General features: G+C 67.3%; 24 protein-coding genes and 1 pseudogene. 7 read left to right on the top strand and 18 right to left on the bottom strand.

Going from position 1 to position 25,822, the window contains the following annotated elements; translation table 11 throughout:
* The first annotated feature begins 74 nt into the window (after positions 1–74).
* Positions 75–959 (top strand): alpha/beta hydrolase, encoded by an 885-nt coding sequence (locus tag AAIL68_RS10175; RefSeq protein WP_347139668.1) that lies wholly within the window; start codon positions 75–77, stop codon positions 957–959.
* Here the strand turns inward: AAIL68_RS10175 and AAIL68_RS10170 are convergent.
* The 7 genes from AAIL68_RS10170 to AAIL68_RS10140 form a co-directional block, all read right to left on the bottom strand.
* Positions 956–1,894, bottom strand: a complete 939-nt coding sequence (locus AAIL68_RS10170) for a hemolysin family protein (RefSeq protein ID WP_347139667.1) — start codon at positions 1,892–1,894, stop codon at positions 956–958. The genes AAIL68_RS10175 and AAIL68_RS10170 overlap by 4 nt on opposite strands.
* Positions 1,894–2,388, bottom strand: coding sequence for an rRNA maturation RNase YbeY (gene ybeY, locus AAIL68_RS10165; protein WP_347139666.1), 495 nt, complete (start codon positions 2,386–2,388; stop codon positions 1,894–1,896). Before ybeY ends, AAIL68_RS10170 begins: the two co-directional genes overlap by 1 nt.
* Complete coding sequence (locus AAIL68_RS10160; protein WP_347139665.1) at positions 2,381–3,457, bottom strand: PhoH family protein; 1,077 nt, start codon at positions 3,455–3,457, stop codon at positions 2,381–2,383. The genes ybeY and AAIL68_RS10160 overlap by 8 nt, the downstream gene beginning before the upstream one ends.
* A 61-nt stretch (positions 3,458–3,518) precedes the next feature.
* Positions 3,519–4,232: an ATP-binding cassette domain-containing protein gene (locus tag AAIL68_RS10155; protein ID WP_347139664.1), complete on the bottom strand. Its 714-nt coding sequence runs from the start codon at positions 4,230–4,232 to the stop codon at positions 3,519–3,521.
* Entirely contained in the window at positions 4,229–4,993 is a 765-nt protein-coding gene (locus AAIL68_RS10150) for an ABC transporter permease (protein WP_347139663.1), read from the bottom strand. Before AAIL68_RS10150 ends, AAIL68_RS10155 begins: the two co-directional genes overlap by 4 nt.
* Positions 4,990–6,006, bottom strand: coding sequence for an alanine racemase (alr, locus tag AAIL68_RS10145; protein ID WP_347139662.1), 1,017 nt, complete (start codon positions 6,004–6,006; stop codon positions 4,990–4,992). Before alr ends, AAIL68_RS10150 begins: the two co-directional genes overlap by 4 nt.
* 63 nt (positions 6,007–6,069) lie before the next feature.
* Positions 6,070–6,831, bottom strand: a complete 762-nt coding sequence (locus AAIL68_RS10140; RefSeq protein ID WP_347139713.1) for an NAD kinase — start codon at positions 6,829–6,831, stop codon at positions 6,070–6,072.
* A 166-nt stretch (positions 6,832–6,997) separates the two neighbouring features.
* Between AAIL68_RS10140 and glyA the strand changes: the two genes are divergently transcribed.
* Complete coding sequence (glyA, locus tag AAIL68_RS10135) at positions 6,998–8,293, top strand: serine hydroxymethyltransferase (RefSeq protein ID WP_347139661.1); 1,296 nt, start codon at positions 6,998–7,000, stop codon at positions 8,291–8,293.
* A gap of 47 nt (positions 8,294–8,340) precedes the next feature.
* Here glyA and AAIL68_RS10130 read toward each other — a convergent pair whose 3' ends face one another.
* Both AAIL68_RS10130 and AAIL68_RS10125 read right to left on the bottom strand, forming a co-directional pair.
* On the bottom strand, positions 8,341–9,237 hold the full coding sequence (locus tag AAIL68_RS10130) for a DMT family transporter (RefSeq protein WP_347139660.1): 897 nt from the start codon (positions 9,235–9,237) through the stop codon (positions 8,341–8,343).
* A 39-nt stretch (positions 9,238–9,276) separates the two neighbouring features.
* Complete coding sequence (locus AAIL68_RS10125) at positions 9,277–9,870, bottom strand: LysE/ArgO family amino acid transporter (RefSeq protein ID WP_347139659.1); 594 nt, start codon at positions 9,868–9,870, stop codon at positions 9,277–9,279.
* An 83-nt stretch (positions 9,871–9,953) separates the two neighbouring features.
* On the opposite strand from AAIL68_RS10125, the gene AAIL68_RS10120 reads away from it, so the two are divergent.
* Complete coding sequence (locus tag AAIL68_RS10120; RefSeq protein WP_347139658.1) at positions 9,954–10,814, top strand: LysR family transcriptional regulator ArgP; 861 nt, start codon at positions 9,954–9,956, stop codon at positions 10,812–10,814.
* Between the two features lie 40 nt (positions 10,815–10,854).
* On the opposite strand, the gene AAIL68_RS10115 is transcribed toward AAIL68_RS10120, so the two are convergent.
* From AAIL68_RS10115 to AAIL68_RS10105, 3 genes are all read right to left on the bottom strand, one after another.
* The gene (locus AAIL68_RS10115; protein ID WP_347139657.1) at positions 10,855–11,598 is read right to left on the bottom strand and encodes a YebC/PmpR family DNA-binding transcriptional regulator; all 744 of its coding nucleotides are present in this window, start codon (positions 11,596–11,598) and stop codon (positions 10,855–10,857) included.
* An 84-nt stretch (positions 11,599–11,682) separates the two neighbouring features.
* Positions 11,683–13,461, bottom strand: a complete 1,779-nt coding sequence (locus tag AAIL68_RS10110; protein ID WP_347139656.1) for an SLC13 family permease — start codon at positions 13,459–13,461, stop codon at positions 11,683–11,685.
* Between the two features lie 89 nt (positions 13,462–13,550).
* Positions 13,551–14,366 carry a TIGR00282 family metallophosphoesterase gene (locus AAIL68_RS10105; protein WP_347139655.1) on the bottom strand — a complete coding sequence of 272 codons (816 nt, stop codon included), beginning with the start codon at positions 14,364–14,366 and terminating at the stop codon, positions 13,551–13,553.
* A 97-nt stretch (positions 14,367–14,463) separates the two neighbouring features.
* Here AAIL68_RS10105 and AAIL68_RS10100 point away from each other — a divergent pair, with 97 nt between their 5' ends.
* From AAIL68_RS10100 to AAIL68_RS10090, 3 genes are read left to right on the top strand one after another with little or no spacing between them, the layout of a single operon-like run.
* Positions 14,464–15,282, top strand: a complete 819-nt coding sequence (locus tag AAIL68_RS10100; RefSeq protein ID WP_347139654.1) for a 2-dehydro-3-deoxygalactonokinase — start codon at positions 14,464–14,466, stop codon at positions 15,280–15,282.
* A gap of 58 nt (positions 15,283–15,340) precedes the next feature.
* Positions 15,341–16,741, top strand: a complete 1,401-nt coding sequence (locus AAIL68_RS10095; protein WP_347139653.1) for a dihydrolipoyl dehydrogenase — start codon at positions 15,341–15,343, stop codon at positions 16,739–16,741.
* Positions 16,738–17,511, top strand: a complete 774-nt coding sequence (locus AAIL68_RS10090; RefSeq protein ID WP_347139652.1) for a hypothetical protein — start codon at positions 16,738–16,740, stop codon at positions 17,509–17,511. The genes AAIL68_RS10095 and AAIL68_RS10090 overlap by 4 nt, the downstream gene beginning before the upstream one ends.
* On the opposite strand, the pseudogene AAIL68_RS10085 reads toward AAIL68_RS10090, so the two are convergent.
* Positions 17,508–18,389: pseudogene (locus AAIL68_RS10085) on the bottom strand (NAD(P)-dependent oxidoreductase); the annotation flags it as partial. The gene AAIL68_RS10090 and the pseudogene AAIL68_RS10085 sit on opposite strands and share 4 nt — an antisense overlap.
* A 137-nt stretch (positions 18,390–18,526) precedes the next feature.
* Here AAIL68_RS10085 and AAIL68_RS10080 point away from each other — a divergent pair.
* Positions 18,527–20,944 carry a penicillin acylase family protein gene (locus AAIL68_RS10080; RefSeq protein WP_347139651.1) on the top strand — a complete coding sequence of 806 codons (2,418 nt, stop codon included), beginning with the start codon at positions 18,527–18,529 and terminating at the stop codon, positions 20,942–20,944.
* 3 nt (positions 20,945–20,947) lie between these two features.
* Here the strand turns inward: AAIL68_RS10080 and AAIL68_RS10075 are convergent, their stop codons facing one another.
* From AAIL68_RS10075 to rmuC, 5 genes are all read right to left on the bottom strand, one after another.
* Positions 20,948–22,078 carry a zinc-dependent alcohol dehydrogenase family protein gene (locus AAIL68_RS10075; RefSeq protein WP_347139650.1) on the bottom strand — a complete coding sequence of 377 codons (1,131 nt, stop codon included), beginning with the start codon at positions 22,076–22,078 and terminating at the stop codon, positions 20,948–20,950.
* Positions 22,079–22,103: 25 nt separating this feature from the next.
* Positions 22,104–23,111 carry a bifunctional diaminohydroxyphosphoribosylaminopyrimidine deaminase/5-amino-6-(5-phosphoribosylamino)uracil reductase RibD gene (gene ribD / locus AAIL68_RS10070; RefSeq protein ID WP_347139649.1) on the bottom strand — a complete coding sequence of 336 codons (1,008 nt, stop codon included), beginning with the start codon at positions 23,109–23,111 and terminating at the stop codon, positions 22,104–22,106.
* Between the two features lie 3 nt (positions 23,112–23,114).
* Positions 23,115–23,579 carry a transcriptional regulator NrdR gene (gene nrdR, locus AAIL68_RS10065; RefSeq protein ID WP_347139648.1) on the bottom strand — a complete coding sequence of 155 codons (465 nt, stop codon included), beginning with the start codon at positions 23,577–23,579 and terminating at the stop codon, positions 23,115–23,117.
* A gap of 117 nt (positions 23,580–23,696) precedes the next feature.
* Positions 23,697–24,119, bottom strand: a complete 423-nt coding sequence (locus AAIL68_RS10060; protein WP_347139647.1) for a secondary thiamine-phosphate synthase enzyme YjbQ — start codon at positions 24,117–24,119, stop codon at positions 23,697–23,699.
* Entirely contained in the window at positions 24,116–25,693 is a 1,578-nt protein-coding gene (gene rmuC, locus AAIL68_RS10055; RefSeq protein WP_347139646.1) for a DNA recombination protein RmuC, read from the bottom strand. Before rmuC ends, AAIL68_RS10060 begins: the two co-directional genes overlap by 4 nt.
* Positions 25,694–25,822 lie beyond the last annotated feature (129 nt).

Below are 25,822 nucleotides of genomic sequence, written 5' to 3'. Positions count from 1 at the left end.
CGCCCATGCAGGCGCAACCGGCCCCTTTCAGGCAGTTGCCGGGCGATGTTTCACGCCCGGCGCAGGCCTTCTGGATGCGGGCCGATGATGGCGTGGCGCTGCGGCTGGCCCACTGGGCCGTTGCCGCCGACAGCCGGGGTACCGTTCTGCTGTTCCCCGGCCGCACCGAATATATCGAGAAATATGCAGGCATCGCCCAGGCGCTGAACGCGTCGGGCCATGACGTCCTTGCCGTCGATTGGCGCGGCCAAGGCCTCTCGGAACGCCTGCTGCCCGACGCGCGGCTTGGTCATGTCGGGCAATTCGCGGATTATCAGCGCGACGTGGTCGAGGTCGTGGTGGCCGCGACCGACATGGGCCTGCCGCGGCCATGGCATCTGCTGGCCCATTCCATGGGCGGTTGCATCGGGCTTGCGGCGCTGCACCAGGGGCTGCCGGTCGCGTCCGCCGCGTTCTCGGCACCGATGTGGGGGATCAATCTGCGCCAGATGCCGCATGGCGTGGCAATCGGCATGGCCTATCTGGCGGGCCGCCTGGGCCGGGGCGCGCGGCCCGCGCCGGGCAGCGGCGCGGTCGGCACCTATGTGCTGGATGAAAGTTTCAGCGCCAACCTGCTGACGGATGATCCCGACGAATGGTGCCGCATGCTGCGCGAGGCTGCGGCCTGGCCCGACCTGACCTTGGGCGGGGCCAGTTTCGACTGGGTGGGCAAGGCGCTGAACGAATGCCTGCGCCTGTCGCGGCTTGAATCGCCGGATCTTCCCTCGCTTGTCAGCCTGGGCGGTCAGGAAAAGATCGTCTCGCCCGCCGCGATCCGCGACCGGGTGGCCCGCTGGCAGGGCGCCCGGCTGCTGGAAATCCCCGAGGTGCGGCACGAAATCATGATGTGCAGGCCGGACCACCGCGCCGCCTTCCTGTCGGCGGCACTGTCCCTGTTCGAAGGCGCCCCTGCCGGCTAGTGACGGTCCGAGGCCGGGGGGATATGCACGGACTCGATCTTCTCGGCCATTGCTGCGGCAGGCAGGCGCAGGCGCACGCGCTTGATGCGGCGCGGGTCGGAATCGACCACCTCGAACTCGGCGCCCGAGGCATGGGGGATCACCTCTCCCTGCGAAGGCAGGTGGCCCGCCAGCACGAAGATCAGCCCGCCTAGCGTATCGATATCCTCGTCCTGTTCGGGATCCGCCAGGGCCAGTCCTGTCTCGGCCTCGACATCGGCAAGCGGCGCGCGGGCCTGGATCAGCCATTGGCCAGGCTTTTCCAGCAGCCACAGGCTGCCCTCGGCCTCGTCATGCTCGTCCTCGATCTCGCCGATGACCTGCTCGATCAGATCCTCGATGGTGACAAGGCCGTCCACGCCGCCGTATTCGTCGATCACCAAGGCCATGTGGATGCGTTTCTGCTGCATCTGCTGCAGCAGCACGCCGATGGGCATCGACGGCGGCACATAAAGCAGCGGGCGCAGCATGGGCCGCAGGTGGAAGTCGCCGCCATGGCCGAAGCCATGCTTCAGCGCCAGATCCTTGAGGTGGATCATCCCCAGCGGGCTGTCCAGCGTCTCGTCATAAACCGGCAGGCGGGAAAAGCCGTGTTCGCGGAACAGCGCGACCAGGTCGTCAAGGCTGCTGGTCTCGGGCGCGGCGATCACCTCGGCCTTGGGGACGGCCACGTCGTCCACGCGCATCCGCCGCAGGTTGACCATGCCGGGCACCACGGGGGCAGGTTTGTCGTCGGCCTCGTCCGCGTCATCGTCCGCGCCGGTCAGGGCATCGAAGAAACGCCCAAGGAAACCGCGCGAACTGGGAAGATCCCGTCCCTCCCCTCCGACGCCGTCCGCCTCGGAGGCGGCATCGGCACCCAGGGGGTGGGCGGGTAATCGAGACTCGGAGTTCATCAGACCTTCTCTTGATAAGGATCGGGGATATTCAGCCGGGCCAGGATCGAACGCTCGGCGGCTTCCATTGTTTCCGCGTCGGCGTCGTTCATGTGGTCGTAGCCCAGCAGATGCAGGGTCGCGTGGACCAGCAGATGGGTGACGTGATCGGCCACCGGCTTGCCCTGCGCCTGCGCCTCGGCCAAGCAGGTGTCATAGGCGATGGCGATGTCGCCCAGTTCGTCCTCGTCCGGCAATTCGGGCGGGACGCCGGGTTCATGCGGCACATGCTCGACCGAGGGCCAGGACAGCACGTTGGTCGCGCGGGGCTTGCCCCGGAAATCGGCGTTCAGCGCGGCGATGCGGGCGTCGTCGCAGCCCATCACCACGACCTCACCGCCGATGCCATGCCAGGTCAGCGCGACCTCGACCGCGCGTTCGGCAAGGGCCTCAAGCCCCAGCCTCTCCCATCGGTCATCCTCGATGACGCAATCGGTGGATATGTCGTCAGGCATCGCCTCGCATTGCCCGGCGGGGTGCGTATTGTCCGCGCGGTCCCTCTGATTCGCCACGCGCCAGGGCGGCGGCATCCTCGGCGTCATAAGCCTGAATGATGCGCGCGACAAGCGGGTGGCGCACGACATCCTTGGCGGTGAAATAGCTGAAGCTGATCCCCTTGACCCCGTCCAGGATGCGTTCGGCATCGACAAGGCCCGACTGCATCCCGCGCGGCAGGTCGATCTGGGTGCGGTCGCCGGTGACGACCATGCGCGATCCTTCGCCCAAGCGGGTCAGGAACATCTTCATCTGCATGGTGGTGGCGTTCTGCGCCTCGTCCAGAACGACAAAGGCGTTCGACAGCGTGCGTCCGCGCATGAAGGCCAGGGGCGCGATCTCGATCCGCTTTTCCTCCATCAGCTTCTGCATCTGCTTGGCGGGCAGGAAATCGTTCAACGCGTCGTAAAGCGGCTGCATGTAGGGATCGACCTTTTCCTTCATGTCGCCGGGAAGGAAGCCCAACCGCTCACCCGCCTCGACCGCTGGCCGGGACAGGATGATCTTGTCCACATGCCCACCGATCAGCATGGTCACGCCGACCGCGACGGCGAGATAGGTCTTGCCGGTCCCTGCCGGGCCGATGCCGAAGGCCAGTTCGTTCTGGAACAGCGACCGGACATAGGCCTTCTGCGCGTCCGTGCGCGGCTCGACCGATTTCTTGCGGGTGCGCAGCTCGTAATCGCCCGCCGCGAACATCTCCATCTGTTCGGCTGGCGTCGTGGGCGCGGCATCGTCCACGCCCATGCGCAATGCCGCCTCGACCTCGGCCAGGGAAACCGTGCGGCCCTGTTCCAGGCGCGCGTAAAGGCTGCGCAGCAGCAAGGCCGCCTCGGCCTGCGCCTCGGCGCCGCCGACCACGGCCAACTGGTTGCCGCGTCGCAGGATATGGACGCCCAAAGCTTCCTCGATCCGGGCAAGGTGGCGGTCATTGGCGCCGCACAGGTCGATTAGCAGCCGGTTATCGGGAAATTCCAGCAGGGTTTCGGTCGAAGGGGTCGCGACGGGGGGCGTAGGCGTGAGGCCCAAATCTTTCTCCTGCACAGGCGTCTTGTTTCAAAGGTGGCGTCCCAAGGGGATTCGCACAAGGTCATAGTGGCAAGGTGTTGCCAAGAAACCCCGCCAAAGGCGCGGCGTGATCCATCCCGGAAACCGGCCCGTCCCAAGCGATGCGCCCGTCCTGCAGCAGCGCAACCCGGTCGCCGATGGCGCGGACCGACTCCATGTCATGCGTGATGGTGATGGCAGTCGCCCCTGTTTCCGTCACGATCCCCCGGATCAGGTCATTGATCCGCCGCGCCCGGATCGGGTCGAGGCCGGTGGTCGGTTCGTCGAAAAAGATCACGGCCGGGTCGTCGGCAATGGCGCGGGCCAGGCCTGCGCGCTTGGCCATGCCGCCCGACAGTTCGGCGGGCATCAGGTCGGCGGTCTCGAACCCCAGGCCGACACGGGCCAGTTTTTCCACGGCGATGGCGCGGGCTTCGCGGTCGGGCATCCGCTGGCGCAGGCGGAAGGCCACGTTCTGCCAGACGGTCAGGCTGTCGAACAGCGCCGCGCCCTGGAACAGCATCCCGAAGCGCGCCAGGAAAGCGGGGCGCGTGGTGCGGTCCAGCGGGCGGCCTTGCCACAGGATCTGCCCGGCATCCGGCGCGGTCAGGCCCAGGATGCATTTCAGCAGCACCGACTTGCCTGTGCCCGACTGGCCAATGACGCAGAGGCTCTCGCCCTGCCCCACGGTCAGATCGACGCCTGCCAGCACCGGCTTGCCGCCGAAGGATTTGTGCAGCCCGGCGACCTGGATCATTCGAAGAACAGCCCCGTCAGCATGAAGTTCGCAGCCAGGATCCCCACGGCCGAGGCGACCACGGCGGATTTCGTAGCCCTGCCTACGCCAGCCGCGCCGCGTCCCGAATGGATGCCGAACCAGCAGCCGCAGGCGGCGACGATCAGGCCGAAGACCGCGCCCTTCAGCAGGCCCGATACTACGTCCCAGCTTTCCAAATAGGCCTGCGAATTCGCCAGATAGGCCGCCGAGTTGAAGCCCAGAGACCCGGTGCCGACCAGCCAGCCGCCCAAAATGCCGATGATGTCGCCCACCGCCACCAATGCGGGAACGGTCAGCATCGCCGCCCAGAGGCGTGGCGTGACCAGCCAGCGCATGGGATTGGTGGACAGCGTGACAAGCGCGTCGATCTGTTCCGTCACCTTCATGGTGCCGATTTCCGCCGCGATGCTACTTGCCACGCGGGCCGCGACCATCAGCCCGCCCAGAACGGGGCCAAGTTCGCGCACCATGCCGATGGCGACGATGGCGGGAACCACGTCGCTGGCCTGGAACCGCGCGCCGCCCGAATGGATCTGCAAGGCCAGCGCGGCGCCGGTGAACAGTGCGGTGAGGCCCACCACCGGCAAGGACAGCCAGCCGATCTGGACCAGTTGCGCCCCAAAGGCACGCCCGTAGAAAGGTCGCAATCGGAACAGCCCGCGCGCGACGAACAGCGTCACGGCACCGATGCCGCGCGTCAGCGACAGTGCGGCCCGGCCGGTCAGGCGGACTGGGTTCACCGCCAGGTCCGGTCGTAGCGATGGCCCAGCGAGGTCAGGATCTCGTATCCGATGGTGCCTGCGTATTCCGCCACCCGGTCCACCGACTGTTCCGGGCAGATCAGGTCCAGTTCTCCCGGCACATCCGCCAGCCCCGTCACATCGGCGGTGATCAGGTCCATGGACACGCGGCCCACGATGGGACAGGCCACGCCCGCCGCATAAAGGCTGATGCCCTTCGATGAAACCGACCGCAGGATCCCGTCGGCATAGCCCGCCGCGACCGTGGCGATGCGGCGCGGCGCGTCCGCCGTCCAGGTCGCGCTGTAGCCCACGAACTCGCCCGGCTGGACGGTGCGCGTCTGGATCACCGGCAGGGACAGGCGGACTACCGGCTGAGCCTTGGCAAAGGGCAGCGCGCCGTAAAGGCCGATGCCGGGACGGACCAGATCGAAGTGATACTCCGGCCCCAGCAGGATGCCCCCCGTCGCCGACAACGAACGCGGCACGCCGCAATCGTCGGTCATGGCGCGGAAGGCAGCCAGTTGCGCGGCATTGGCGGGATGGTCCGGTTCGTCCGCGCAGGCCAGATGCGACATGATGAATTCGGGCTTCGCGGCCAGGACTTCGGCCCGGATCGCCGCCCATTCGCCGGCTTCCAGCCCAAGGCGGTTCATGCCGGTGTCAAGCTGGATCGCGAAGGGCTTGCCGGGACGCATGGCGCGGTCGCGGAAGAACTGCTGAGGGCTGTTCAGGACGGGCACCAGGCCGGTCAGATCCGCGCCTTCCATATGGCCGGACAGGACATTGATGCGGGCGTCCTCGGGGAGATGCGGGCGCAGCGCGCGGCCTTCGCTGGCCAGCGCGACGAAGAAATCCCGCGCCCCGGCCTCATACAGCGCGGGCGCCACCTTGACGGCACCCAGGCCGTAAGCGTCGGCCTTGACCACGGCGGCGGCACGGGCGCCGGGCGCCTTGGCGGCAAGCGCCTTCCAGTTGGCGACAATGGCTTGCAGGTCGATATGCAGGGTCATGGCGGGCCGTCCTGTGATGGTCGGCCACCTTCAAGCAGAAATCGGAACCGGCTTCCAGCCGGATCAGACGAACTGTTCGCGCAGCAGGCGTTCCTCCAGCCCGTGCCCCCGGTCGAACAGCAGGCGGTGGCGCACGTCCTGCGCGCTGCGGATCTGGACGCGGACGACATGGCGGACAAAGCGCGAATCCGCGTCGGCCATGACCGGGCGGCGCTCGGGGGTCAGCACCTCGACCTCGACATTCGCGCCCTTGGGCAGCAGCGCGCCCCGCCAGCGCCGGGGACGGAATGGGGCGATGGCGGTCAGGGCCAGAACCTCGGAATTGATCGGCAGGATGGGGCCATGCGCGGAATAGTTATAGGCCGTCGAACCGGCGGGGGTTGCGATCAGGACGCCGTCGCAGACCAGTTCCTCCATCCGCATCTTGCCATCGACATGGACGCGCAGCTTGGCCGCCTGTGGGCCTTCGCGCAACATGCTGACCTCATTGATGGCAAGCGCCTCGTGAACCGATCCATCGGCGCGGATCGCGCGCATCCGCAGGGGGTTGATGACCGTCTCCTCGGCAGCAGACAGCCGTTCCAGAAGGCCGCCTTCGGAATAGGCGTTCATCAGAAAGCCGACCGTGCCCCGGTTCATGCCATAGACCGGCAGGTCGCGGTCCTGGATCGCGTGCAGCGTCTGCAGCATGAAGCCGTCGCCGCCAAGCGCCACCACGACCTGCGCCCGGTCCAGATCCACCGTGCCATAGCGGTTCGACAGCATCGCCAAGGCTTCCTGCGCGATCTCGGATTCGCTGGCGGTAAAGTGGATCCGTGTCGTCATCATGCCCCTGCCCCTTGCGCGGGCAGCATCCGCCGGGCCATCCGGCATTGCAAGCCCTGTCGCCCGCGTCCCGGCCGCGTCGCTTTTGTGGCTTTCCGCACCGTCACCCTTGGAGTATGAGGGCGCGGAACCGCCGCCCCTTGGCCTGATGAAAGGACGCGAGACCATGAACGCCCCCACCCGCGAAGCCGGCTTCTTCACCGAAACGCTGGAAAACAGCGATCCCGAGATCGCGAAGGCCATCGGCCAGGAACTCGGCCGTCAGCGCGACGAGATCGAACTGATCGCGTCCGAGAACATCGTGTCCAGGGCGGTGCTGGAGGCGCAGGGCTCGGTCCTGACCAACAAATATGCCGAGGGCTATCCGGGCAAGCGCTATTACGGCGGCTGCCAGTATGTCGATGTCGTGGAAACCTTGGCGATCGAACGCGCGAAAAAGCTGTTCGACTGCGACTTCGCCAACGTCCAGCCGAACAGCGGCAGCCAGATGAACCAGGCGGTGTTCCTGGCGCTGCTGCAGCCGGGCGACACCTTCATGGGCCTGGACCTGAATTCGGGCGGGCACCTGACGCATGGCTCGCCGGTGAACATGTCGGGCAAGTGGTTCAATGTCGTCAGCTATGGCGTGCGCCAGCAGGACCAGCTTCTGGACATGGAGGAAATCCGGCAGAAGGCCCTGGAAAACAAGCCCAAGCTGATCGTCGCGGGCGGCACCGCATACAGCCGCATCTGGGATTGGGCCGCCTTCCGCAAGATCGCGGACGAGGTCGGCGCCTACCTGATGGTGGACATGGCCCATATCGCGGGCCTGGTCGCGGGCGGCGTCCACCCCTCGCCCCTGCCCCATGCCCATGTCGTGACCACGACGACGCACAAGTCCCTGCGCGGCCCGCGCGGCGGCATGGTGCTGACCAATGACGCGGACATCGCGAAAAAGATCAACAGCGCGGTCTTCCCCGGTCTTCAGGGCGGTCCCCTGATGCATGTGATCGCCGCCAAGGCGGTAGCCTTCGGCGAGGCGCTGCAACCCTCGTTCCGCGCCTATGCTGCGCAGGTCGTGAAGAACGCGCAAGCCATGGCGGATGAGTTGATGAAGGGCGGCATCGACATCGTGTCGGGCGGCACGGACAACCACCTGTGCCTGGCTGACCTGCGTCCGAAAGGCGTGACTGGCAAGGCGACCGAGGCCGCTCTTGGTCGCGCCCATATCACCTGCAACAAGAACGGCGTGCCCTTCGACCCGGAAAAGCCCTTCGTCACCTCGGGCATCCGCCTGGGCGCCCCCGCCGGTACCACCCGCGGCTTCGGCGAGGAGGAGTTCCGCCAGATCGCCCGCTGGATCGTCGAAGTCGTGGACGGCCTTGCCGCCAATGGCGAGGAAGGCAATGCCGAGGTCGAGGCCAAGGTGAAGGCCGAAGTCTCCCAGCTTTGCGCGCGCTTCCCGCTCTACGCCGGGATGTGATCGGCTGACATGACCCTGCCCCGCCGCGTCCGTCGCGGCGGGGTTTTCTATTGCGCCGCCACAGGCGCGACAGCGGCGCGCGCCCTCGCCTCGCGCCAGGTGATATAGGTGATGGCGCCGATCATCATGGCGCCGCCCAGGATCACCCATTCGTCCAGCGGTTCGTGGAAGACCAGGACGCCCAGCAGGCTGGCCCAGATCAGTTGCAGAAAGACGACCGGCTGCGTCACCGTCAGGGGTGCGGCGGCAAAGGCCCGCGTCATGGTGTAATGGCCCGCCGTCGCAAAGACCGCGACCAGTCCCAGCCAGCCGATCTGTCCCCAGGTCGGCGGCACCCAGACCGCCCAGGCCAGTGGCGCAAGGCCGATGGACACCGTCAGCGACATCATCGCCACTACGATGGCTGCCGGGACATGCGCCGTGATGCGCTTGGCGATCAGATAGGACGCCCCGAAGGCCAGCGCGGCCACGATCTGCGACAGATGCCCCGGATCAAGCTCTCGCAACCCCGGCCGCAGCACGACAAGCGCGCCCGCCAGTGCCACGCCGACCGCCGCGATCCGACGCATGGCCAGCCTTTCGCCCATGAACAGCGCGGCCCCGACCGTCACGACGATGGGGTTCAGGAAGCCGATGGCCGTCGCCTCGGCCACGGGGATGCGCGACATGGCATGGAACCAGGCGATCACCGCCAGCACATGCAGCGCCCCGCGCAAGCTCAGCAGCCGCCAGATGCGCGGCGAAAAACCCTGACCCAGCGCCCGGACCAGCACCGGCCCCAGGAACACCAGCCCGAAGACGAAGCGGATGAAGGCCGACTGCGGTGCGGGCAAGGCGCCGCCCAGCCAACGCACGATGCCGTTCACGGCGACGAAGCACAGGCCCGTCGCCAGCATCCAGCCAATTCCCGCAAGGTCGCGGCGCGTCTGCCTGTCAAGTTGCATGGCGTGCAGTTGGACTGGTTTGCGGGGACGAGGCAAGCCTCATTCGGCAATCAGGGCTGCGGCGATGGTCCACATAACGATACCGATGGCGACCTCCAGCACCTGCCAGGCGCGGGGACGGGCAAAGACCGGCGCCAGCAGCCGCGCGCCATAGCCAAGCGCGAAGAAGAACAGGAACGATCCGGTCATTGCGCCCAGGCCGAACATTCCCGGCCGGGGCCACTGGGCCGAGATCGCGCCGACCAGAACCACGGTATCCAGCCAGACATGCGGGTTCAGCCAGGTCAGCGCCGCGATCAGCGCCAATGTCCGGGGCAGGCTTGTCGCGCCACCTTCCGGGCGCAACGTCCCGCCACCCTGCCATGCCGCGCGAAAGGACCGGGCGCCGTACCAGATCAGGAACGCCGCGCCCGCCCATCTCAGCCCCGCAAGCAGCCAGGGCGCCGCCGACCCGATCCGGGCGATGCCGTTCACGCCCAGCCAGATCAGCAGGGCATCGGACAGGGCGCAGAACAGGCAGACCCAGAAGATGTGGTGGCGGATCAGCCCCTGCTTCAGCACGAAGGCGTTCTGCGCGCCGATGGCGACGATCAGGGACAATCCGGTTCCCAGACCGGCGGCATAGGACATCATGGCAAGCACCTCTCGGGAAGGGCTTTTGCACAATGCGCTGTTCAGATAAAGTGAATCGCGCTTATCCCGATGAAGCCACGCTAATGCTGGACTATCCCGCCATTGCTGCCCTGGCCGAGATCATCCGGCGCGGATCCTTCGAGGCTGCGGCGGCGGCGCTGCATGTCACGCCATCGGCCATCTCGCAGCGGGTCCGGTCGCTGGAAGACCGCATGGGCACCGTTCTGATCGACCGCGGTCCGCCCGTTGCGGCGACCGCGCAGGGTCTGCGCCTTGCCGCGCATCTGGATCAGGTCCGGCTGCTTGAGGCTGGCCTTGCCCTGTCCCCTGAAAATCACCCCGTGCTGCGCCTCGCGGTCAACGCGGACAGCCTGGCAAGCTGGGCCATGCCTGCGCTGTCCGCCGCGCCGGGCCTGCTGGACCTGACCATCGACGACCAGGACCACGCCTTGGACTGGCTGCGCAGTGGCATGGTCGTCGCCGCCCTGACCAGCGACAGCCGTCCGGTGACGGGCTGCGACAGCCTGCGGCTTGGCACGCTGCGTTATCGGGCAACGGCAAGCCCCGGTTTCGTGGATCGTCATTTTCCCAAGGGCGTCACGCCGGAAGCCTTGGCCCTTGCCCCCTCGCTGTCCTTCAATACCAAGGATGCGCTGCAGACCCGCTGGGCCAAGGCGCTGACCGGCGCGCGTCTGTCACTGCCGATGCACCGCATCCCGACGGCCCACGGCTTTGCCGAGGCCGCGCTGCTGGGCATCGGCTGGGGCATGAATCCCGAACTGATCGTCGGCGAGGACATTGCCGCAGGCCGCCTGATCGACCTTTCGCCCGACCTGCCGCTGGACGTGCCGCTTTACTGGCAGTTCAGCCGCATGACCGCCGCCGCCCTGGCGCCACTGACCGAGGCCATAAGAAAGGCCGCCAAAGCAGCGCTTCTGCCCTGACGGCCTTCCCTCTTCGCCTCAGGCTGGCCCCGCCTTTGCCTTACAACTGCGCGGCCACCGCTTCGGACAGGTCGAAATTGCCGGTGACGTTCTGCACGTCGTCGTCATCCTCCAGCGTGTCGATCAGCTTCATCAGCTTCTGGGCGGTTTCCATGTCGGTGATCTCGGTGGGCGCCTGCGGCTTCCAGATCAGCTTCGCGGTCTCGGATTCGCCCAGGGTGCCCTCAAGGGCCTGCGACACCTCGTTCAGGGCGGTGTCGGCGCAATAGATCCAGTGGCCTTCCTCGTCGGTCTCGACATCGTCGGCGCCGGCTTCGATTGCGGCCAGCATCACGGTATCGGCGTCTCCCGCCGACAGCGGATACATGATCTCGCCCACGCGGTCGAACATGAAGCTGACGGAACCCGTCTGGCCCAGGTCACCGCCCGCCTTGGTGAAATAGCTGCGCACGTTCGAGGCGGTGCGGTTGCGGTTGTCGGTCATCGCCTCGACCACCAGGGCGATGCCATTGGGGCCGTAACCCTCGTAGCGGATCTCCTCGTAGTTCTCGGCATCGCCGCCGATGGCCTTCTTGATGGCGCGGTCGATCACGTCCTTGGGGCAGGAATTCGACTTGGCTTCCTTCACCGCCAGGCGCAGGCGCGGGTTCTTGTCGGGATCGGGATCGCCCATCTTGGCGGCAACGGTGATTTCCTTTGCCAGCTTGGAAAACAGCTTCGACCGGGCCGCGTCCTGGCGGCCCTTGCGATGCTGGATATTGGCCCATTTGGAATGGCCTGCCATGGTCGGTCGTCCTTCGCAGTTCAAAAGCGGATGGAGGCGCTTTTAGTCCAGGCCTGCGGCCCATCGCAAGCCGCAGGCTGCAGCTTACAAGGGCCAGAACACGGGAATGACCAGGCAGGCCACGATCCCGCACAGGATGTCCAGCGGCACGCCCACGCGGACGAAATCGCTGAACTTGTAGCCGCCGGGGCCATAGACCATCATGTGCGTCTGATACCCGATGGGGGTCGCAAAGGCCACGGTGGCCGAGAACATGACGGCCACCACATAGGCGCGCGGGTCATGGCCCAGCGACTGCGCCAAGGCGATGGCGATGGGCGTCAGCAGCACGGCGACCGCGTTGTTCGACAGGATCTCGGTCATCACCAGACCCAGAAAATAGATTGCGATCAGGGTGGCAAAGGGTGGCAGGTCGCGCAGCCAAGGGGTGACGAAATCCACGATCAGCGTGACGGTGCCGGTATGTTCCAGGGCCTCGCCCACGGCCAGCATGGCAAAGATCATCGCCATCAAGCGGCCATCGACAAAGGAAAACGCCTCCTCGGCGTCGATGCAGCGGGTCAGCAGGATCACGGCGGCCGCAAGGAAGGACAGCACCATGATCGGCGCGATCTCAAGCGCGGCCAGCATCACCACGGCCAGCAGGCAGGCGATGGCGATCGGGGCGCGTTCCCGGCGATAGGCCCGGACCGAGGGACGAGAGACATCGACCAGCCCCATGTCGGTGGCAAGGCGGGCGATATCCTCGGGCGCGCCTTCCAGCAGCAGCGTGTCGCCCACGCGGACCACCAGGTCGTCCAGTTGCCGGCCCAGGTTCTGGTCGCGCCGATGCGCCGCCAGCACATAGATGCCGTAACGGCGGCGCAGGCGCATGTCGCCCAGCCGCCGCCCGATCAGCTGCGCGCCGGGCGAGATCAGCACCTCGACCGTCTCGGTGGCGACGGAACTCAGCTTGTCCACCACCTCCAGGTTCTTGTTGCCCAGAAATTCCAGCAGGTCGGCCATTTCCGACCGCAGGACCACGCGGTCACCGGGTTCCAGCACGACACTCGGCAGGTCGCGGCGCAGGGATGCGTCGCCGCGCAGCACGTCGATCAGGCGCACAGCCTCGCGCTTGAACAGCGCGACCTCGACCGCCTTCTGGCCGACAAGGCTGGAATTCTGCGAGATGGCCAGTTCGGTGAAATACTTCATCCCGCGCCGCGATCCCAGGAAACCGGCAAGCGAGGTGCGGTCGGGCAGCAGGTGCTTGCCGAACAGTACGAAATACGCGACCCCGGCCAGGGTGATCGCAATGCCCACGGGCGCGATCTCGAAGATGGTGAAGGACTCCATGCCCTGCTTGCGGGCCACGCCATCCACCAGCAGGTTCGTGGATGTCCCGATCAGGGTCATCATCCCGCCCAGGATGGTGAAATAGCTTAGCGGAATCAGCAGTTTCGACGGCGCGAGCTTCAGCCGGTTGGCAAGCTGGATGCAGATGGGAATCATCACCGCCACGACCGGCGTGTTGTTCATCACGGCCGAGGCCACGATCACGAAGGCGAACAAGGCGCAGATCGTGAAAGCGGGATTGGTGACGGCGCGGGCGGTGACGATGCGCGACATCATCTCCAGTGCGCCGGTGCGCAGCAGGCCGCCCATGATGAGGAACATGAAGGCGATGGTCCAAGGGGCGCTGTTCGACAGGACGCCCGCCGCATCCTCGGCCGGCAGCAGGCCCAGGGCCAGCATGGTGGCGGCGGAGCCGATGGCCACGACCTCGGGCGGCTGCTTTTCCCGGATGAACTGGACGAAGGTGATGGCGACAATGACCAGCATCGCGATGGCCGCGTTGGTTCCGGTCAGTTCAAATCCAAGCATGAAGCCCCTGCAAAGCGGCGCCGGTCACCGGCACGTCCCGGCGGTGATAGAATTGTTTTCCCCGCAACCGCAAGCAAAAGCGGGCTATTCTATGCCGGATGGGTTTGCGCCAGCCTGCCGCCGTCGCGCACGGGCTCGATCCCCGTGGCAAGGCCGCTGCGGTCGTCGGTGACGACCAGGACGCCGGACAGCGTGGCCTCGCCCTCGGCCGGAGTGAAGCGGTCGCGGGTCATGCCGGTGATGAAGCGTCGCAGGGGTTCGGTCTTGTCCATGCCGATGACGCTGTCATAGTCGCCGCACATCCCGGCATCGGACTGAAAGGCTGTCCCGCGCGGCAGGATCTGCGCGTCAGCGGTCGGCACATGGGTATGGGTGCCCACCACGGCGCTGGCGCGGCCGTCACAGAAATGCCCGGCGGCCATCTTCTCGCTGGTGGCCTCGGCGTGGAAATCGACCAGGGCGGCCTGGATCATGCCGCCGGGCGGATGCGCGCGCAGCACCGCGTCCAGGGCCGAGAACGGATCGTCATAGGGCCGTGACATGAACACCTGCCCAAGCGCCTGCGTCACCAGCAGCTTGCGTCCCCGCGCGTCGGCGATGATGGTGCTGCCCCGGCCCGGAGCCTCCTTGGCATAGTTCAGCGGGCGCACGATGCGCGGTTCGCGTTCGATGAAGGCCAGCATGTCCTTCTGGTCGAAGGCATGGTCGCCCAGCGTCAGGCAGTCGGCCCCCGATTCCAGCAGCAGTTGCGCGTGCCCCGCCGTACAGCCCCGCCCGCCGCTGGCGTTTTCGGCATTCACCACCACCAGGTCGGCCTTCAGCCGCGCACGCAGGGGGCCCAGCCGCTCGACTATCGCCCGCCGTCCGGAACGGCCCATCACATCGCCAAGAAACAAAATACGCATGAAGGGTGGTTACGCGCGAAGCCGCCGCGCTTCAAGCACCGTCTCTGGACAGGGCGGCGCGGGACGGCCATCTTCCGCCCGCAAGAAGGGGTCGGCGATGGATCAAGGGAACTGGGCGGCGGTTGAACTGGCGGATAGCGAATTGCGCCTGTGGCCGATGCGTGACGATAAAGAAGGCGCGGCGATCACCGCGCCCGCTGGCGGCGATCCGGTCGCGGCCCTGCGGTCGATGCTGCATCCGCTGCTGGCGCCGGGCGATACCATCAGTGTGGTTGCGGCTGGCTGGCCGGGGGTCGCGCTTCTGCCGGTGCCCTGCCAGCCCCCGCTGCCCATGCCCGCCGTGACCATCGACCCGCAGATCGCGCTGCACCCGCTGCCGGGTCTGGTGCAGGACCGTCCCGCCGACCTGATCGGCGCGGCGGCGGTTCGCATCGCCGGGCATCTGGCGCGGCATCCCGATTTCGACGGCGTCCTGTGCCTGCCGGGGCATCCGACGGTCTGGGCGCATCTCAGCGCAGGCGAAATCGTCAGCTTCCGCAGCTTCCTGACCGCCGAGCTTCTGTCCGCGCTGACCGCCTCGATGCCGGATGGAAGCACGGGCTTTGCCGAGGCGGTGCAGGACACACTGTCGCGCCCCGCCGGACTGGCGGGTGAACTGTCTTCGGTCCGGGCACGGCTGGCCATGGACCGGATCGCAGCGCCGGAAGCCCAAGCACGGATGGCGGGCCTGCTGATCGGGGCCGAGCTTGCCGCCGCCCGGCCCTGGTGGCTGGGCCAGCCCGTCACCATCATCGGCGAAGGCTGGCTGGCCGATCGCTATGCCGGGGCCCTGACGGCGCAAGGGATCACGCCCGCCATGGCGGACCCCACCCGCGCGGCCCTGGACGGCTTTCGCGCGGCCCGGCGCGCCTGCTGACAGGGGAACCGTTGCCGCGCCTTGCCGTTGGGTCGCCAAACCTAGCAGGAGCAATGCGATGACCGACACCATGCCGGACCTGTCCTGCGATGTGGCGATCATCGGCGCGGGCACCGCCGGGCTTGCGGCGGAACGTGCGGCGCGCAAGGCAGGTGCGCGCACCCTGCTGATCGACGATGGCTTCCGGGGGACGCTCTGCGCCAATACTGGCTGCATGCCGTCCAAGCTGCTGATCGCGGCGGCGCGCGCCCATGGCGATCTGGACAGGGCCCGCATGCTGGGGATCGACATCCCGGATGCCCGCGTCGATGGCCGACGTGTGATGGAGCGGCTGCGGGCCGAACGCGACCGTTTCGTGCAGTCGGTCAAGGACAGCTACGGCGAATTGCCCGACGGCACCTGCATCGACGCCCGCGCGCGTTTCGCAGGGCCTGACCGGCTGGAACTGGATGACGGGCGCCGGATTGCCGCGAAGGCGGTGGTCATTGCCACCGGCTCGGCGCCCGTGATCCCGAAATCCTATCGCGACCTGGGACCACGCGTGCTGACCAGTGCCACGCTGTTCGAGCTTGAGGATCTGCCCGAAAGCCTGGGCGTGATCGGCGCGGGACCGCTGGGCGCGGAACTGGCGCAGGCCATGGGACGGCTGGGCGTGCGGGTGGCGCTGTTCGACAAGGGCGACCGGCTGGCCGGGATCCGCTGCGGCAAGGTGCATGACGCGTTTCGCGACATCTATGCCAGGGATGTCGCGCTGCATCTTGGCTGTTCGCCCGAACCATCGCTGCAGGGGGATGCGATCCGGCTTGAGTGGGATGGCGGGGCCGGGGATTTCAGCCATGTCCTGGTGGCAACCGGCCGTGCCCCGGCGCTTGAAGGCCTGAACCTGGCGGCGACCGGCCTGACGCTGGATGACAAGGGCGTGCCGGATTTCGACCGCAAGACGATGCGATGCGGCGACACGGCGATCTTCATGGCAGGCGATGCGGATGGCAACGCCCCGGTGCTGCACGAAGCCCGGCTGGACGGCATCATCGCGGGAACGAATGCCGCCCATTGTCCCGAAGTCGAAGCCTTTGATCGCCCGCCCCTGTTCACCATCACCTTCACCGACCCGCCGGTCGCGGCTGTCGGGGCACCACCCGACGAATGTGCCCTGAACGCCCATGCCGATTATTCGAACCAGGGCCGCGCCAGGGTCGAGGCCCGGGCTGCCGGCCTGCTACGCCTCGGGGCCGATGAAAAGGGCCGGCTGATCGGGGCCGACCTTGGGGTGCCGGGCGGCGATCACATGGCGCATCTGCTGGTCTGGGCTGTCACGAAGTGCGTCAGCGCGGCGGATCTGCTGGACATGCCCTTCTACCATCCGGTGCTGGAGGAGGGGCTGAAGCCCGCCTTGCGCGCGTTGTGCCGCCAGGCGAACCTGACGCTGCGCGACGACGGCAGCCCACCGGGGGCATGATGACGGACAGGCTGATCGACCTGGACAACGGCTTCTGGAACATCCGCGGGACGTTGCGGATCGGCGGACTGGTGAATGTCGGGACGCATTGCTCTCTGGTGCGCCTGTCCTCTGGCCGATTCGTGTTCCTGGATTCCTACGGCTTCGGCGCGGACATCGCCGGGCAGGTGATGGCGCTGACCGACCAGGGCCGCACGGTTCAGGCGATCTTGAACCTGCATCCGTTCCACACGCTGCACTGCAAGACGATACACGACATGTTCCCGCAGGCGCTGCTGTTCGGATCGGACCGCCACCGCCGCAAATGGCCGGACCTGCCCTGGCAGGCCGATGCGGTCGAATCGCCCCAGGTTGCCACGCGGTTCCCGGATCTGCGCTTTTCCCTGCCGGACGGCATCGACTACATCTGCCAGAACGAACGCGTCCATGCCGGATCGCTGCTGGCCTGGCACCCGGCCAGCGGCAGCCTGCATGTGGACGACACGCTGAACGTCCTGCCGATCCCCGGCCTGCTGCGGCGTCTGCTGCGCCTGCCCCGCGTCAGCTTCCACCCGACCATCGGTCAGGCGCTGCAGGACCGCCCCGGCGCGGCGCAGGATTTCCGCGACTGGGCCCTGCGGATCGCCGAGGAATGGCGCGATACCCGCATCATCTGCGCGGCGCATTCGGCCACGCTGGCGATCGCGCCGGGCAGCTTTCCCGACCACATCCGCAAGGCTCTTGCCCGCGCCGAGCCTGCCCTGCGGCGGGCCGAGAAAAAACGCGGCTAGTCCAGCCGCGCGATCAGGGACGAGGTGTCCCAGCGGCCCCCGCCCATCCGCTGCACGTCCTTGTAGAACTGATCGACCAGGGCGGTGACGGGCAGCGAGGCCCCCACCTCATCCGCCGCAGCCAGGCAGATCGCCAGATCCTTGCGCATCCAGTCCACCGCAAAGCCGTGTTCGAACTGGCCCTGATCCATGGTCTTGTGGCGGTTGACCATCTGCCAGCTTCCGGCGGCGCCCTGGCTGATGACCTCGACCACCTTCTCGACCTCCAGCCCTGACTTCCTGGCGAAGGCAAGCGATTCAGACAGAGCCTGCACCAGCCCGGCAATGGCAATCTGGTTGCACATCTTGGTGATCTGGCCCGCGCCCACGTCGCCCATGCGGCGGCAGATCCTGGCATAGGCGTCGATCATCGGGGCGGCGCGGTCGAAATCCGCCTGCGTCCCGCCGCACATCACCGACAACTGCCCGTTCTCGGCCCCCGCCTGCCCGCCCGAGATCGGGGCGTCCACATAGCCAAGCCCCGCCGCCTGCGCCACTTGGGCCAGTTCCCGCGTCACCGCCGCCGAAACCGTGGTGTGATCCACGAAGATCGCGCCCGGCTTCATGCCCGCAAAGGCGCCGTCCGGGCCCAGGCAGACGGACCGCAGGTCGTCGTCATTGCCCACGCAGGCCATGATCATATCGGCACCCGCCGTAGCCTCTCGCGGGGTGGCCGCCCAAGCCCCGCCATGCCGTTCCGCCCAGGCCTGCGCCTTGACGGCGGTGCGGTTGAAGACCGTCACATCGTGGCCTGCGGCCTGCAGGTGCCCCGCCATCGGCGCGCCCATGACGCCCATTCCCAGAAATGCCAGCTTTGCCATTCTTCCCTCGATCATCCTGAAGCGCCGCCTGCCGTGCGTTGAACTGGCACCGCGCGTCGATTATGCAGCAACCCAACATTCCGGCGCGCCGTGGTCAAGCGCGCAGGCACCCCACAAGGACAGGCAGCGGACCGGCCCATGGATCATCTTCCGACATGCTGACCCTTTTCCGCTGGCTTCTGCGGCTGACCATCGGGCTGATCCTGCTGCTGGTGGTGGCGGTGATCCTGGCCTGGTATTTCGCCGTCCGGTCCCTGCCCGACTATGACGCCACGCTTCAGGTCCACGGCATCTCGGCCCCGGTCGAGATCGTCCGGTCCACCGAAAACGTCCCCCATATCTTCGGCCAGACGGACGAGGACGTGTTCTTCGCCCTGGGCCTTGCCCATGCGCAGGACCGGCTGTTCCAGATGACCCTGCTGCGCCGTGCCGCCCAGGGCCGCCTGTCCGAAGTCTATGGCGCGGGGGCCTTTCCCGCTGACGACCTGGCCCGGCGGCTGGAACTTTATCGCAACGCCACCGCTTCGCTGGAGTCGCAGGACCAGGCGACGCAGGCCGCCTTGCGGGCCTATGCGGACGGCGTGAACCAGTGGATCGCGCAGGTCAACAAGGGCGCGCTTGGCCGCGGCGCACCCGAGTTCTTCGTCTTGCCGCAGGAAATCGCCTATTGGCAGCCCGCCGATTCGCTGGCGATCCTGAAGCTGCTGGCAGCCACGACCAGCAATTCCGCGGCCGAGGAGATCCTGCGCGCCCGCCTGTCGCTGACTTGGCCGGAACGCGGGACGGAGCTGCTGCTGGGCGAAGGCGATGCGCCCGCCCTGCCGCGCTATGCCGACCTGTTCCCCGGCGCGCGCCTTGCCCCGCCCGAAGCGCGCAAGGGTCCGGCGCCGGTTCGGGACGCCGCCGATTTCCTGCGCCTGGGCGGCGGCTTGGGCGCGAACAGCTTTGCCGCCGCAGCAGACCGCACGGCGGCGGGCGGCGCGCTGCTGGCGAACGACCCGCAGGCGCCGCTGATCGCGCCTTCGCTTTACTATTTGGCGCGCCTGCAACTGACCTCGGGCGGGGTGATCGGGGCGACTGTTCCGGGAATGCCGGTGGTGTTCTCGGGGCGCAATCCGCAACTGGCCTGGGGCATCGCCCCCGCCGCCGTGGACGACGCCGACATCGCCATCGAGGAAATCCAGCCCGGCCGCGCCGACCGTTATCGCGGGACGGGAGGCTGGACCGAGTTCACGACCCGGCGCGAAGTGATCCGCGTCCTGGACGAACCCACCCGCGCCATTACCCTGCGCAGCAGCCGCAACGGCCCGCTTGTGCCGCTGCTGGATCCGGGACTGGCCGATGTCACGCCCATGGGCCATGTCGCGGCGCTTCGCTGGACCGGGCTGTCTGGCACCGACACGACCATGTCGGCTCTGATCGGCATGATGCGGGCAGCCGATGCCGACAGCGCGGCGACCGCGCTTGGCCGCGTCGTGGCCCCTGCCATGGCGGTGACGCTGGCCGACAGCGACGGCATCCGCCAGGTGACGGTCGGTGCGCTGCCGCAGCGCGCGGCAAACCATCCCACCCTGGGCGCCCTGCCCGTCCCCGGCTGGCTGGCCGAGGGAGAGTGGCAGGGCCTGGTGCCCGTATCCCAGGACAGCCCGACCCCCGACGGCCTTGCCTTCGCGACCGAGGAGCGCGGCCCCGTGGCCCTGCGCCGCACCCGATTGGCGCATCTGCTGAACGACCGCGAGGTCCATTCCCGCGACAGCTTCATCGCGGCCCAGCTGGACATCGTCAGCCCGGCGGCGCGGGCCCTGCTGCCGCTGGTGGGGGCGGAACTGTGGTTCACGGGCGAACCCGCCGCCCCCGGCACGCCGGAACGCCAGCGCCAGGACGCGCTGAACCTGCTGGCCGAATGGGACGGCGCCATGAGCGAGCATCTGCCCGAGCCGCTGATCTATTCCGCCTGGATGGGCGCGCTGCAGGACCGCCTGATCCGGGACGAGCTTGGCCCCGTGGCCGACGACATCCGCAGCCTGCATCCGGGCTTTGTCGATTCCGTCTTTCGCAACCGGGGCGGCGCGGGCGCCTGGTGCGACATCGTGCAAAGCGCCCCGGTCGAGGATTGCACCACCATCGCCCGCCAGGCACTGGACCGCGCGATCCTGGACCTGACGCAGCGATACGGCCCGGATGTCACCAGCTGGCGCTGGGGCGACGCGCATCAGGCCCGCCATGTGCATCCGGGGCTGGGCCGGATCGGGGTGCTGGGCTGGATCGTGAACCTGCCGCAGTCGATTTCGGGCGGAACCTTCTCGGTCTCGCACACCGGCATCCTGGGCACGGGCGCCGACCCGTTCGAGGCCCAGACCGGACCCGGCTATCGCGGCGTCTATGACCTGGCCGATCCCGACAGTTCGGTCTTCATCATCTCGACCGGGCAATCGGGCCATCCGCTGTCGCGCCATTACGACGATCTGGCGGGACTGTGGCGGCGTGGCGAGTACATCGGCATGTCGCTGGACCCGCAGCTTGCGCGGGCTGCCGCAACCGGCATCACGACATTGCAGCCTGCTGCCGACTAGGCGTCAGTCGAACAGGACCACCTGTCGGATCGCCTCGCCCCGGTCCAGCATGTCGAAGCCTTCGTTGATCTGGTCCAGCGTCAGCGTGCGTGTCAGCAGCCGGTCCACCGGCAGAAGACCGGCGCGATACATGCGGATGAATCGCGGAATGTCGCGCTGCGGAACGCAGGAACCCATGTAGCTGCCCTTCACGACTCGTTCGTCCGCAACGATGTTGACGGCGGGGATGCGAAACTCGGCCGTGGGCGAGGCCAGCCCGGCCGTCACCGTCTGCCCGCCGCGCCGCGTGAGGCCATAGGCAAGATGGAACGCAGGCGCCGCGCCTGCCAGTTCCACCGCGTGATCGACCCCGCCGCCGGTTTCGGCGCGGATGCGTTCGACAATGCCTTCTTCTGCCGCATTGAAGACACGCGTCGCCCCCAGGTCACGGGCCAGCGCCAGCTTGTCGTCTGACAGGTCGATGGCAACGATCTCTGTCGCGCCAGCCGCCACGGCGCCCAGCAGGGCCGCAAGGCCCACGCCGCCAAGGCCGACGATGGCGACGCTTTGCCCCGGCTGGACGCGGCAGGTGTTCAGCACGGCGCCCACCCCGGTCTGGACCGCGCAGCCGAACAGCGCGAGCTCCGCGAAGGGAATGTCATCGGCATCGACCTTGACCACCGAATGCCGCGACACGACCGCATGGTCGGCATAGGCCGAGACGCCGCAATGGTGGTGAACGTCATGGCCGCCGCCGTGCAGCCGCATCGCGCCCGACATCAGGATGCCCTTGCCGTTCGCCTCGGCCCCCGGAATGCACAAGGCGGGCCGTCCCTCGGCACAGGGCAGGCAGGCGCCGCATGTCGGCTGAAAGGTCATCACCACCCGGTCGCCCGCCGTAAGATCGCGGATCGCCGATCCGACCTGAACCACCGTGCCCGCAGCCTCGTGCCCCAGCACCATCGGCACAGGCCGGGGGCGGTTGCCGTTGATGACCGACAGATCCGAATGGCACAGCCCCGCGGCGCCGATCTTGACCAGCACCTCCTCGGGGCCGGGGGGATCAAGCTCCAGGTCCTCGATCACCAGAGGCCTGCTTTCGGCAAAGGGCGCAACGGCGGGCGAGGATTTCAGGACAGCGGCGCGGATCTTCATCAAGGCTCCTTCCTTATCGTGTGACTCAACCGACCCGCAGCCAGCGATGGAACAGGTCGGAACCGATCGGGCGGGTTTCGACCAGCCGGAACCGTGGCGCATCGGCAAGGTGCATGACCTGAATCGGTCCGATCGCGGGCAATCCGTCGCTGCCCAGCGTGACCCCTGCGGTATAGCCGACGATCTGATCGACAAGCCGCGCCCGCAGCAGCGAGGCCGCAAGCAGCCCCCCGCCTTCGCAGAAGACGCGGGTGATCCCGCGTCCGGCAAGCTGCGCCAGCGCGTCTTCCACGGGGGCGTCGATCTGCCACAAGGGCCCATGCATCGGCCCCTCGGGCGGCAGGTCCGGCAGAGGGCGAGAGGACAGGACGACCCGCGCCGGCTGTCGCGGCGTGGCCAGCCCCCGGACGTTCAGGGACGGACGGTCCGCATGGGCCGTGTTCCCGCCGACCATCACCGCGTCATGGGCCATGCGCATCGCATGGACATGCAGCCGCGCCGCAGGCCCGGTGATCCACTGGCTTTCACCGCTGGCCGTGGCGATCCGCCCGTCAAAGCTGGTCCCCAGCTTCAGCGTGACAAAGGGCCGCCCTTTCTGGATGCGCGACAGAAACCCCGCCTGCAATTCGCGCGCCTCGGCCTCGCGCACGCCTTCGGTCACGGTGATGCCTGAATCGCGCAGGATCTGGTACCCGCGCCCGGCAACGCGCGGATCGGGGTCGGTCATAGCCGACACGACACGCGCAACACCGGCGGCAACTAGGCCTTCGGCGCAGGGCGGGGTTCGCCCGTGATGGGCGCAGGGCTCCAGCGTGACATAGGCGGTCGCGCCCCGTGCCGACGTTCCGGCCTGATCCAGCGCCATCCGTTCGGCATGGGGGCGCCCGCCCGGCTGTGTCCAGCCCCGGCCAACCACCCGGCCACTCTGCAGGATGACGCAGCCGACGGCCGGGTTCGGCCAGACATTGCCCAATCCCCGGCGCGCCAGCCTCAGCGCATGAGCCATGTGGCGCAGATCGTCTTGCCGCGTCACGATTCAGTCGCTGGCCGCGCCGGGCCGCAGTTCGGACACGAACTTGTCGAAATCGTCCGCGTCCTGGAAATTCTTGTAAACGCTGGCAAAACGGACATAGGCCACGTTGTCGATGCGCGACAGCGCCTCCATCACGATCTCGCCGATCATCTTGGACGGAATGTCCGTCTCGCCCGTGCTTTCCAGGCGGCGGACGATGCCGCTGATCATCTGCTCGATCCGTTCAGGCTCGACCGGGCGCTTCTGCATGGCGATGCGGATCGACCGGGCCAGCTTGTCGCGGTCGAAATCCTCGCGCCGTCCGCTGGACTTGACCACCACCAGGTCGCGCAGCTGCACGCGCTCATAGGTGGTGAAGCGCCCCCCGCAGGCCGGGCAGAAGCGGCGGCGGCGGATGGCGACATTGTCTTCGGCGGGACGCGAATCCTTGACCTGCGTATCGACGTTTCCGCAAAACGGGCAGCGCATCGGTTGTTCCCTTCCGTGCTCGGTCGCCCATCACTATAGGCAGGCACGCAGGGCTTGGGTAGCATTATCAAGGCAACACAAGATGTTCCCCATGCCACCTGTGTCCTGAATACCGCGTCATGTGCCCTGGAACGCCGCCGCAATCTGGCGGCGATGGGGCGCGCGCCGGTGTTCGACCAGATAGATGCCCTGCCATGTTCCCAGCATCATCCGCCCGGCCGTTACCGGAACTTGCAGGCTAACCGGCAGCACGGCGGCCTTCAGATGCGCGGGCATGTCGTCCGGCCCTTCATCCCGGTGGCGCAGCCAGGCCATGGCAGGGTCGTTGGCAGACGGCGCGATGCGGTCCAGCCAGCCCAGAAGATCCGTCTGCACATCGGGATCGGCGTTTTCCTGGATCAGCAGGGAACAAGAGGTGTGGCGCACCATCAGCGTCAAAACGCCTTCCCTCGCGCCCTCCTCGCGCAGCCAGCCTGCGACCTTGCCGGTGATGTCGTGACAGGCAGGCCCGCGCGTCTCGACCGTGAAGGTGGCGATCATTCCGCCGCCTCGGGGCTGCCCAGCAGGGGCAGTTCGTCGTCGCCGTCATGCGCGATTTCCAGGCGCTTCTGGTTGCGCGCGCCAAGCTGGCGCAGCAGTTCGGCCTGTCGGATGACATTGCCGGAACCGCGAGACAGCCGGTCCATGGCCGTCGCATGGCTTTTCTGAGCCTTGTCCAAGGCTGCGCCCACATCTTCCATGGCAGACACAAAGCCGTGCAGCTTGTCGTAAAGGGCGCCCGCCCGGTTGGCGATGGCCGCCGCGTTGGATTCCCGCCGCTCGACCGTCCAGATATGATCGACCGTGCGCAGCGTCAGCATCAGCGTCGAGGGCGTGGCCAGCCCGACGCGGTTTTCCATCGCGTGGCGCGTCAGGTCGGGATCGACGCGCAGCGCCTCGGAAAAGGCGCCTTCGATGGGGATGAACATCAGCACGTAATCGACCGAGCCCTCATCCAGGGCATGGTAGCCCTTGCCCGAAAGCGAGGCGATATGCGTCCGCATCGCCGCGACATGGCGGCGCAGCGCGCTGTCGCAGAGGGCTGGATCCTCGGCGCTGACCGCTTCCTCATACGCCACCAGCGAGACCTTGCTATCGACCACCAGCACCTTCTTCTGCGGCATCCTGATGATTACGTCAGGGCGCCATGTCCTGCCCTCCTCATCGCGGCGGCTGGTCTGGGTGGTGTAATGCGTGCCCTCCAGCAGGCCCGAATCTTCCAGGATGCGCTCCAGAATCATCTCGCCCCAGGCGCCGCGCTTCTGGCTGTCGCCCTTCAGCGCCCGGGTCAGGTTGACGGCCTCGCGAGAGATCGCCTCGGACCGCCGGTAAAGCCCTTCGATCTGCTCGCGCAGGCGGGCGCGTTCCTCGTCGGTCGCCTTGTTCCGCGCCTGAAGTTCGTTCTGGAACCGATGGACCTGGTCGCGGAAAGGGGCCAGTAGCGCGTTCAACTGATCGCCATGAGCGCGCTGCATCTCGGCGCCCTGGTTCTTCAAGGTTTCATTGGCCAGCAGCTTGAACTGGCCGGTCATTTCCTCGCGCAGTTCCTTCAAGGTGGCAATCTCGCGCTGCGCCGCCTGCAGATCCTTCTGCGCGATAAGCCGCGCCTCGGACAGGTCACGTTCAAGGCGGGCGATGATCTGGCGTTCCGCGCCCAAGGCTTCGTTCAGGCCATCGCGTTCCGCCGTCAGCCTCACCACAACGTCGTTCACCTGGTCGCGCAATTCGTGCAGGCGCGCGATCTCGCGCCGTTCGGCTATCAGATCTTTTTCAGCCGCAAGCCGCGCTGCGGCAAGTTCTCCTTCCAGCCGCGCGATGGCGCGCCGTTCGGCTTGCAGTGCATCCGTCAGATTGTCACGCTCGTCCGCCACCTCGGACAGGCGGCTTTCCAGATGCTCTGTCTGCGCCTCCAACCGGCCGGCGCGAAGGCGCTGTTCGTCCAGTTCGGCAAGCCTGCGTTCAAGTTCGGGAATTCTGGGATCCTGACCTGCCGCTCCACGCCGCTGGATCAGCAGCAACAGCACGACCGCCGCCAGGACAAGGCAGATGACGATCAGGATCGTGTCGGCGGGCATGAACGAACCTTTTGCAACTTGGGTTTAGCGTTCACGATTTACCCCTGGATTGCAAGCGCCGAGGACATCCCTGCGTGGTCCAAATACCGACAGTTGTATCAATGCCATGAAAAAGCCGCCCGAAGGCGG

Origin of the sequence: Paracoccus sp. SSK6 (assembly GCF_039770665.1) — a bacterium.
Lineage (GTDB): Bacteria > Pseudomonadota > Alphaproteobacteria > Rhodobacterales > Rhodobacteraceae > Paracoccus.
Note: the sequence above shows the minus strand (reverse complement) of the source record. Positions and strands in the feature narration are given on the sequence as shown.

Excerpts from the sequence above, each read along its gene's own strand:
- AAIL68_RS10080 (WP_347139651.1), top strand. The coding sequence starts at position 18,527 with ATGCTGACCCTTTTCCGCTGGCTTCTGCGGCTGACCATCGGGCTGATC.
- AAIL68_RS10095 (WP_347139653.1), top strand. The coding sequence starts at position 15,341 with ATGACCGACACCATGCCGGACCTGTCCTGCGATGTGGCGATCATCGGC.
- AAIL68_RS10060 (WP_347139647.1), bottom strand. The coding sequence starts at position 24,119 with ATGATCGCCACCTTCACGGTCGAGACGCGCGGGCCTGCCTGTCACGAC.
- AAIL68_RS10110 (WP_347139656.1), bottom strand. The coding sequence starts at position 13,461 with ATGCTTGGATTTGAACTGACCGGAACCAACGCGGCCATCGCGATGCTG.
- AAIL68_RS10100 (WP_347139654.1), top strand. The coding sequence starts at position 14,464 with ATGGATCAAGGGAACTGGGCGGCGGTTGAACTGGCGGATAGCGAATTG.
- AAIL68_RS10125 (WP_347139659.1), bottom strand. The coding sequence starts at position 9,870 with ATGATGTCCTATGCCGCCGGTCTGGGAACCGGATTGTCCCTGATCGTC.
- AAIL68_RS10175 (WP_347139668.1), top strand. The coding sequence starts at position 75 with ATGCGGGCCGATGATGGCGTGGCGCTGCGGCTGGCCCACTGGGCCGTT.
- ybeY (WP_347139666.1), bottom strand. The coding sequence starts at position 2,388 with ATGCCTGACGACATATCCACCGATTGCGTCATCGAGGATGACCGATGG.
- AAIL68_RS10130 (WP_347139660.1), bottom strand. The coding sequence starts at position 9,237 with ATGCAACTTGACAGGCAGACGCGCCGCGACCTTGCGGGAATTGGCTGG.
- AAIL68_RS10090 (WP_347139652.1), top strand. The coding sequence starts at position 16,738 with ATGATGACGGACAGGCTGATCGACCTGGACAACGGCTTCTGGAACATC.
- AAIL68_RS10115 (WP_347139657.1), bottom strand. The coding sequence starts at position 11,598 with ATGGCAGGCCATTCCAAATGGGCCAATATCCAGCATCGCAAGGGCCGC.
- alr (WP_347139662.1), bottom strand. The coding sequence starts at position 6,006 with ATGACCCTGCATATCGACCTGCAAGCCATTGTCGCCAACTGGAAGGCG.
- glyA (WP_347139661.1), top strand. The coding sequence starts at position 6,998 with ATGAACGCCCCCACCCGCGAAGCCGGCTTCTTCACCGAAACGCTGGAA.
- AAIL68_RS10075 (WP_347139650.1), bottom strand. The coding sequence starts at position 22,078 with ATGAAGATCCGCGCCGCTGTCCTGAAATCCTCGCCCGCCGTTGCGCCC.
- AAIL68_RS10105 (WP_347139655.1), bottom strand. The coding sequence starts at position 14,366 with ATGCGTATTTTGTTTCTTGGCGATGTGATGGGCCGTTCCGGACGGCGG.
- rmuC (WP_347139646.1), bottom strand. The coding sequence starts at position 25,693 with ATGCCCGCCGACACGATCCTGATCGTCATCTGCCTTGTCCTGGCGGCG.
- AAIL68_RS10170 (WP_347139667.1), bottom strand. The coding sequence starts at position 1,894 with ATGAACTCCGAGTCTCGATTACCCGCCCACCCCCTGGGTGCCGATGCC.
- AAIL68_RS10155 (WP_347139664.1), bottom strand. The coding sequence starts at position 4,232 with ATGATCCAGGTCGCCGGGCTGCACAAATCCTTCGGCGGCAAGCCGGTG.
- AAIL68_RS10140 (WP_347139713.1), bottom strand. The coding sequence starts at position 6,831 with ATGACGACACGGATCCACTTTACCGCCAGCGAATCCGAGATCGCGCAG.
- AAIL68_RS10120 (WP_347139658.1), top strand. The coding sequence starts at position 9,954 with ATGCTGGACTATCCCGCCATTGCTGCCCTGGCCGAGATCATCCGGCGC.
- nrdR (WP_347139648.1), bottom strand. The coding sequence starts at position 23,579 with ATGCGCTGCCCGTTTTGCGGAAACGTCGATACGCAGGTCAAGGATTCG.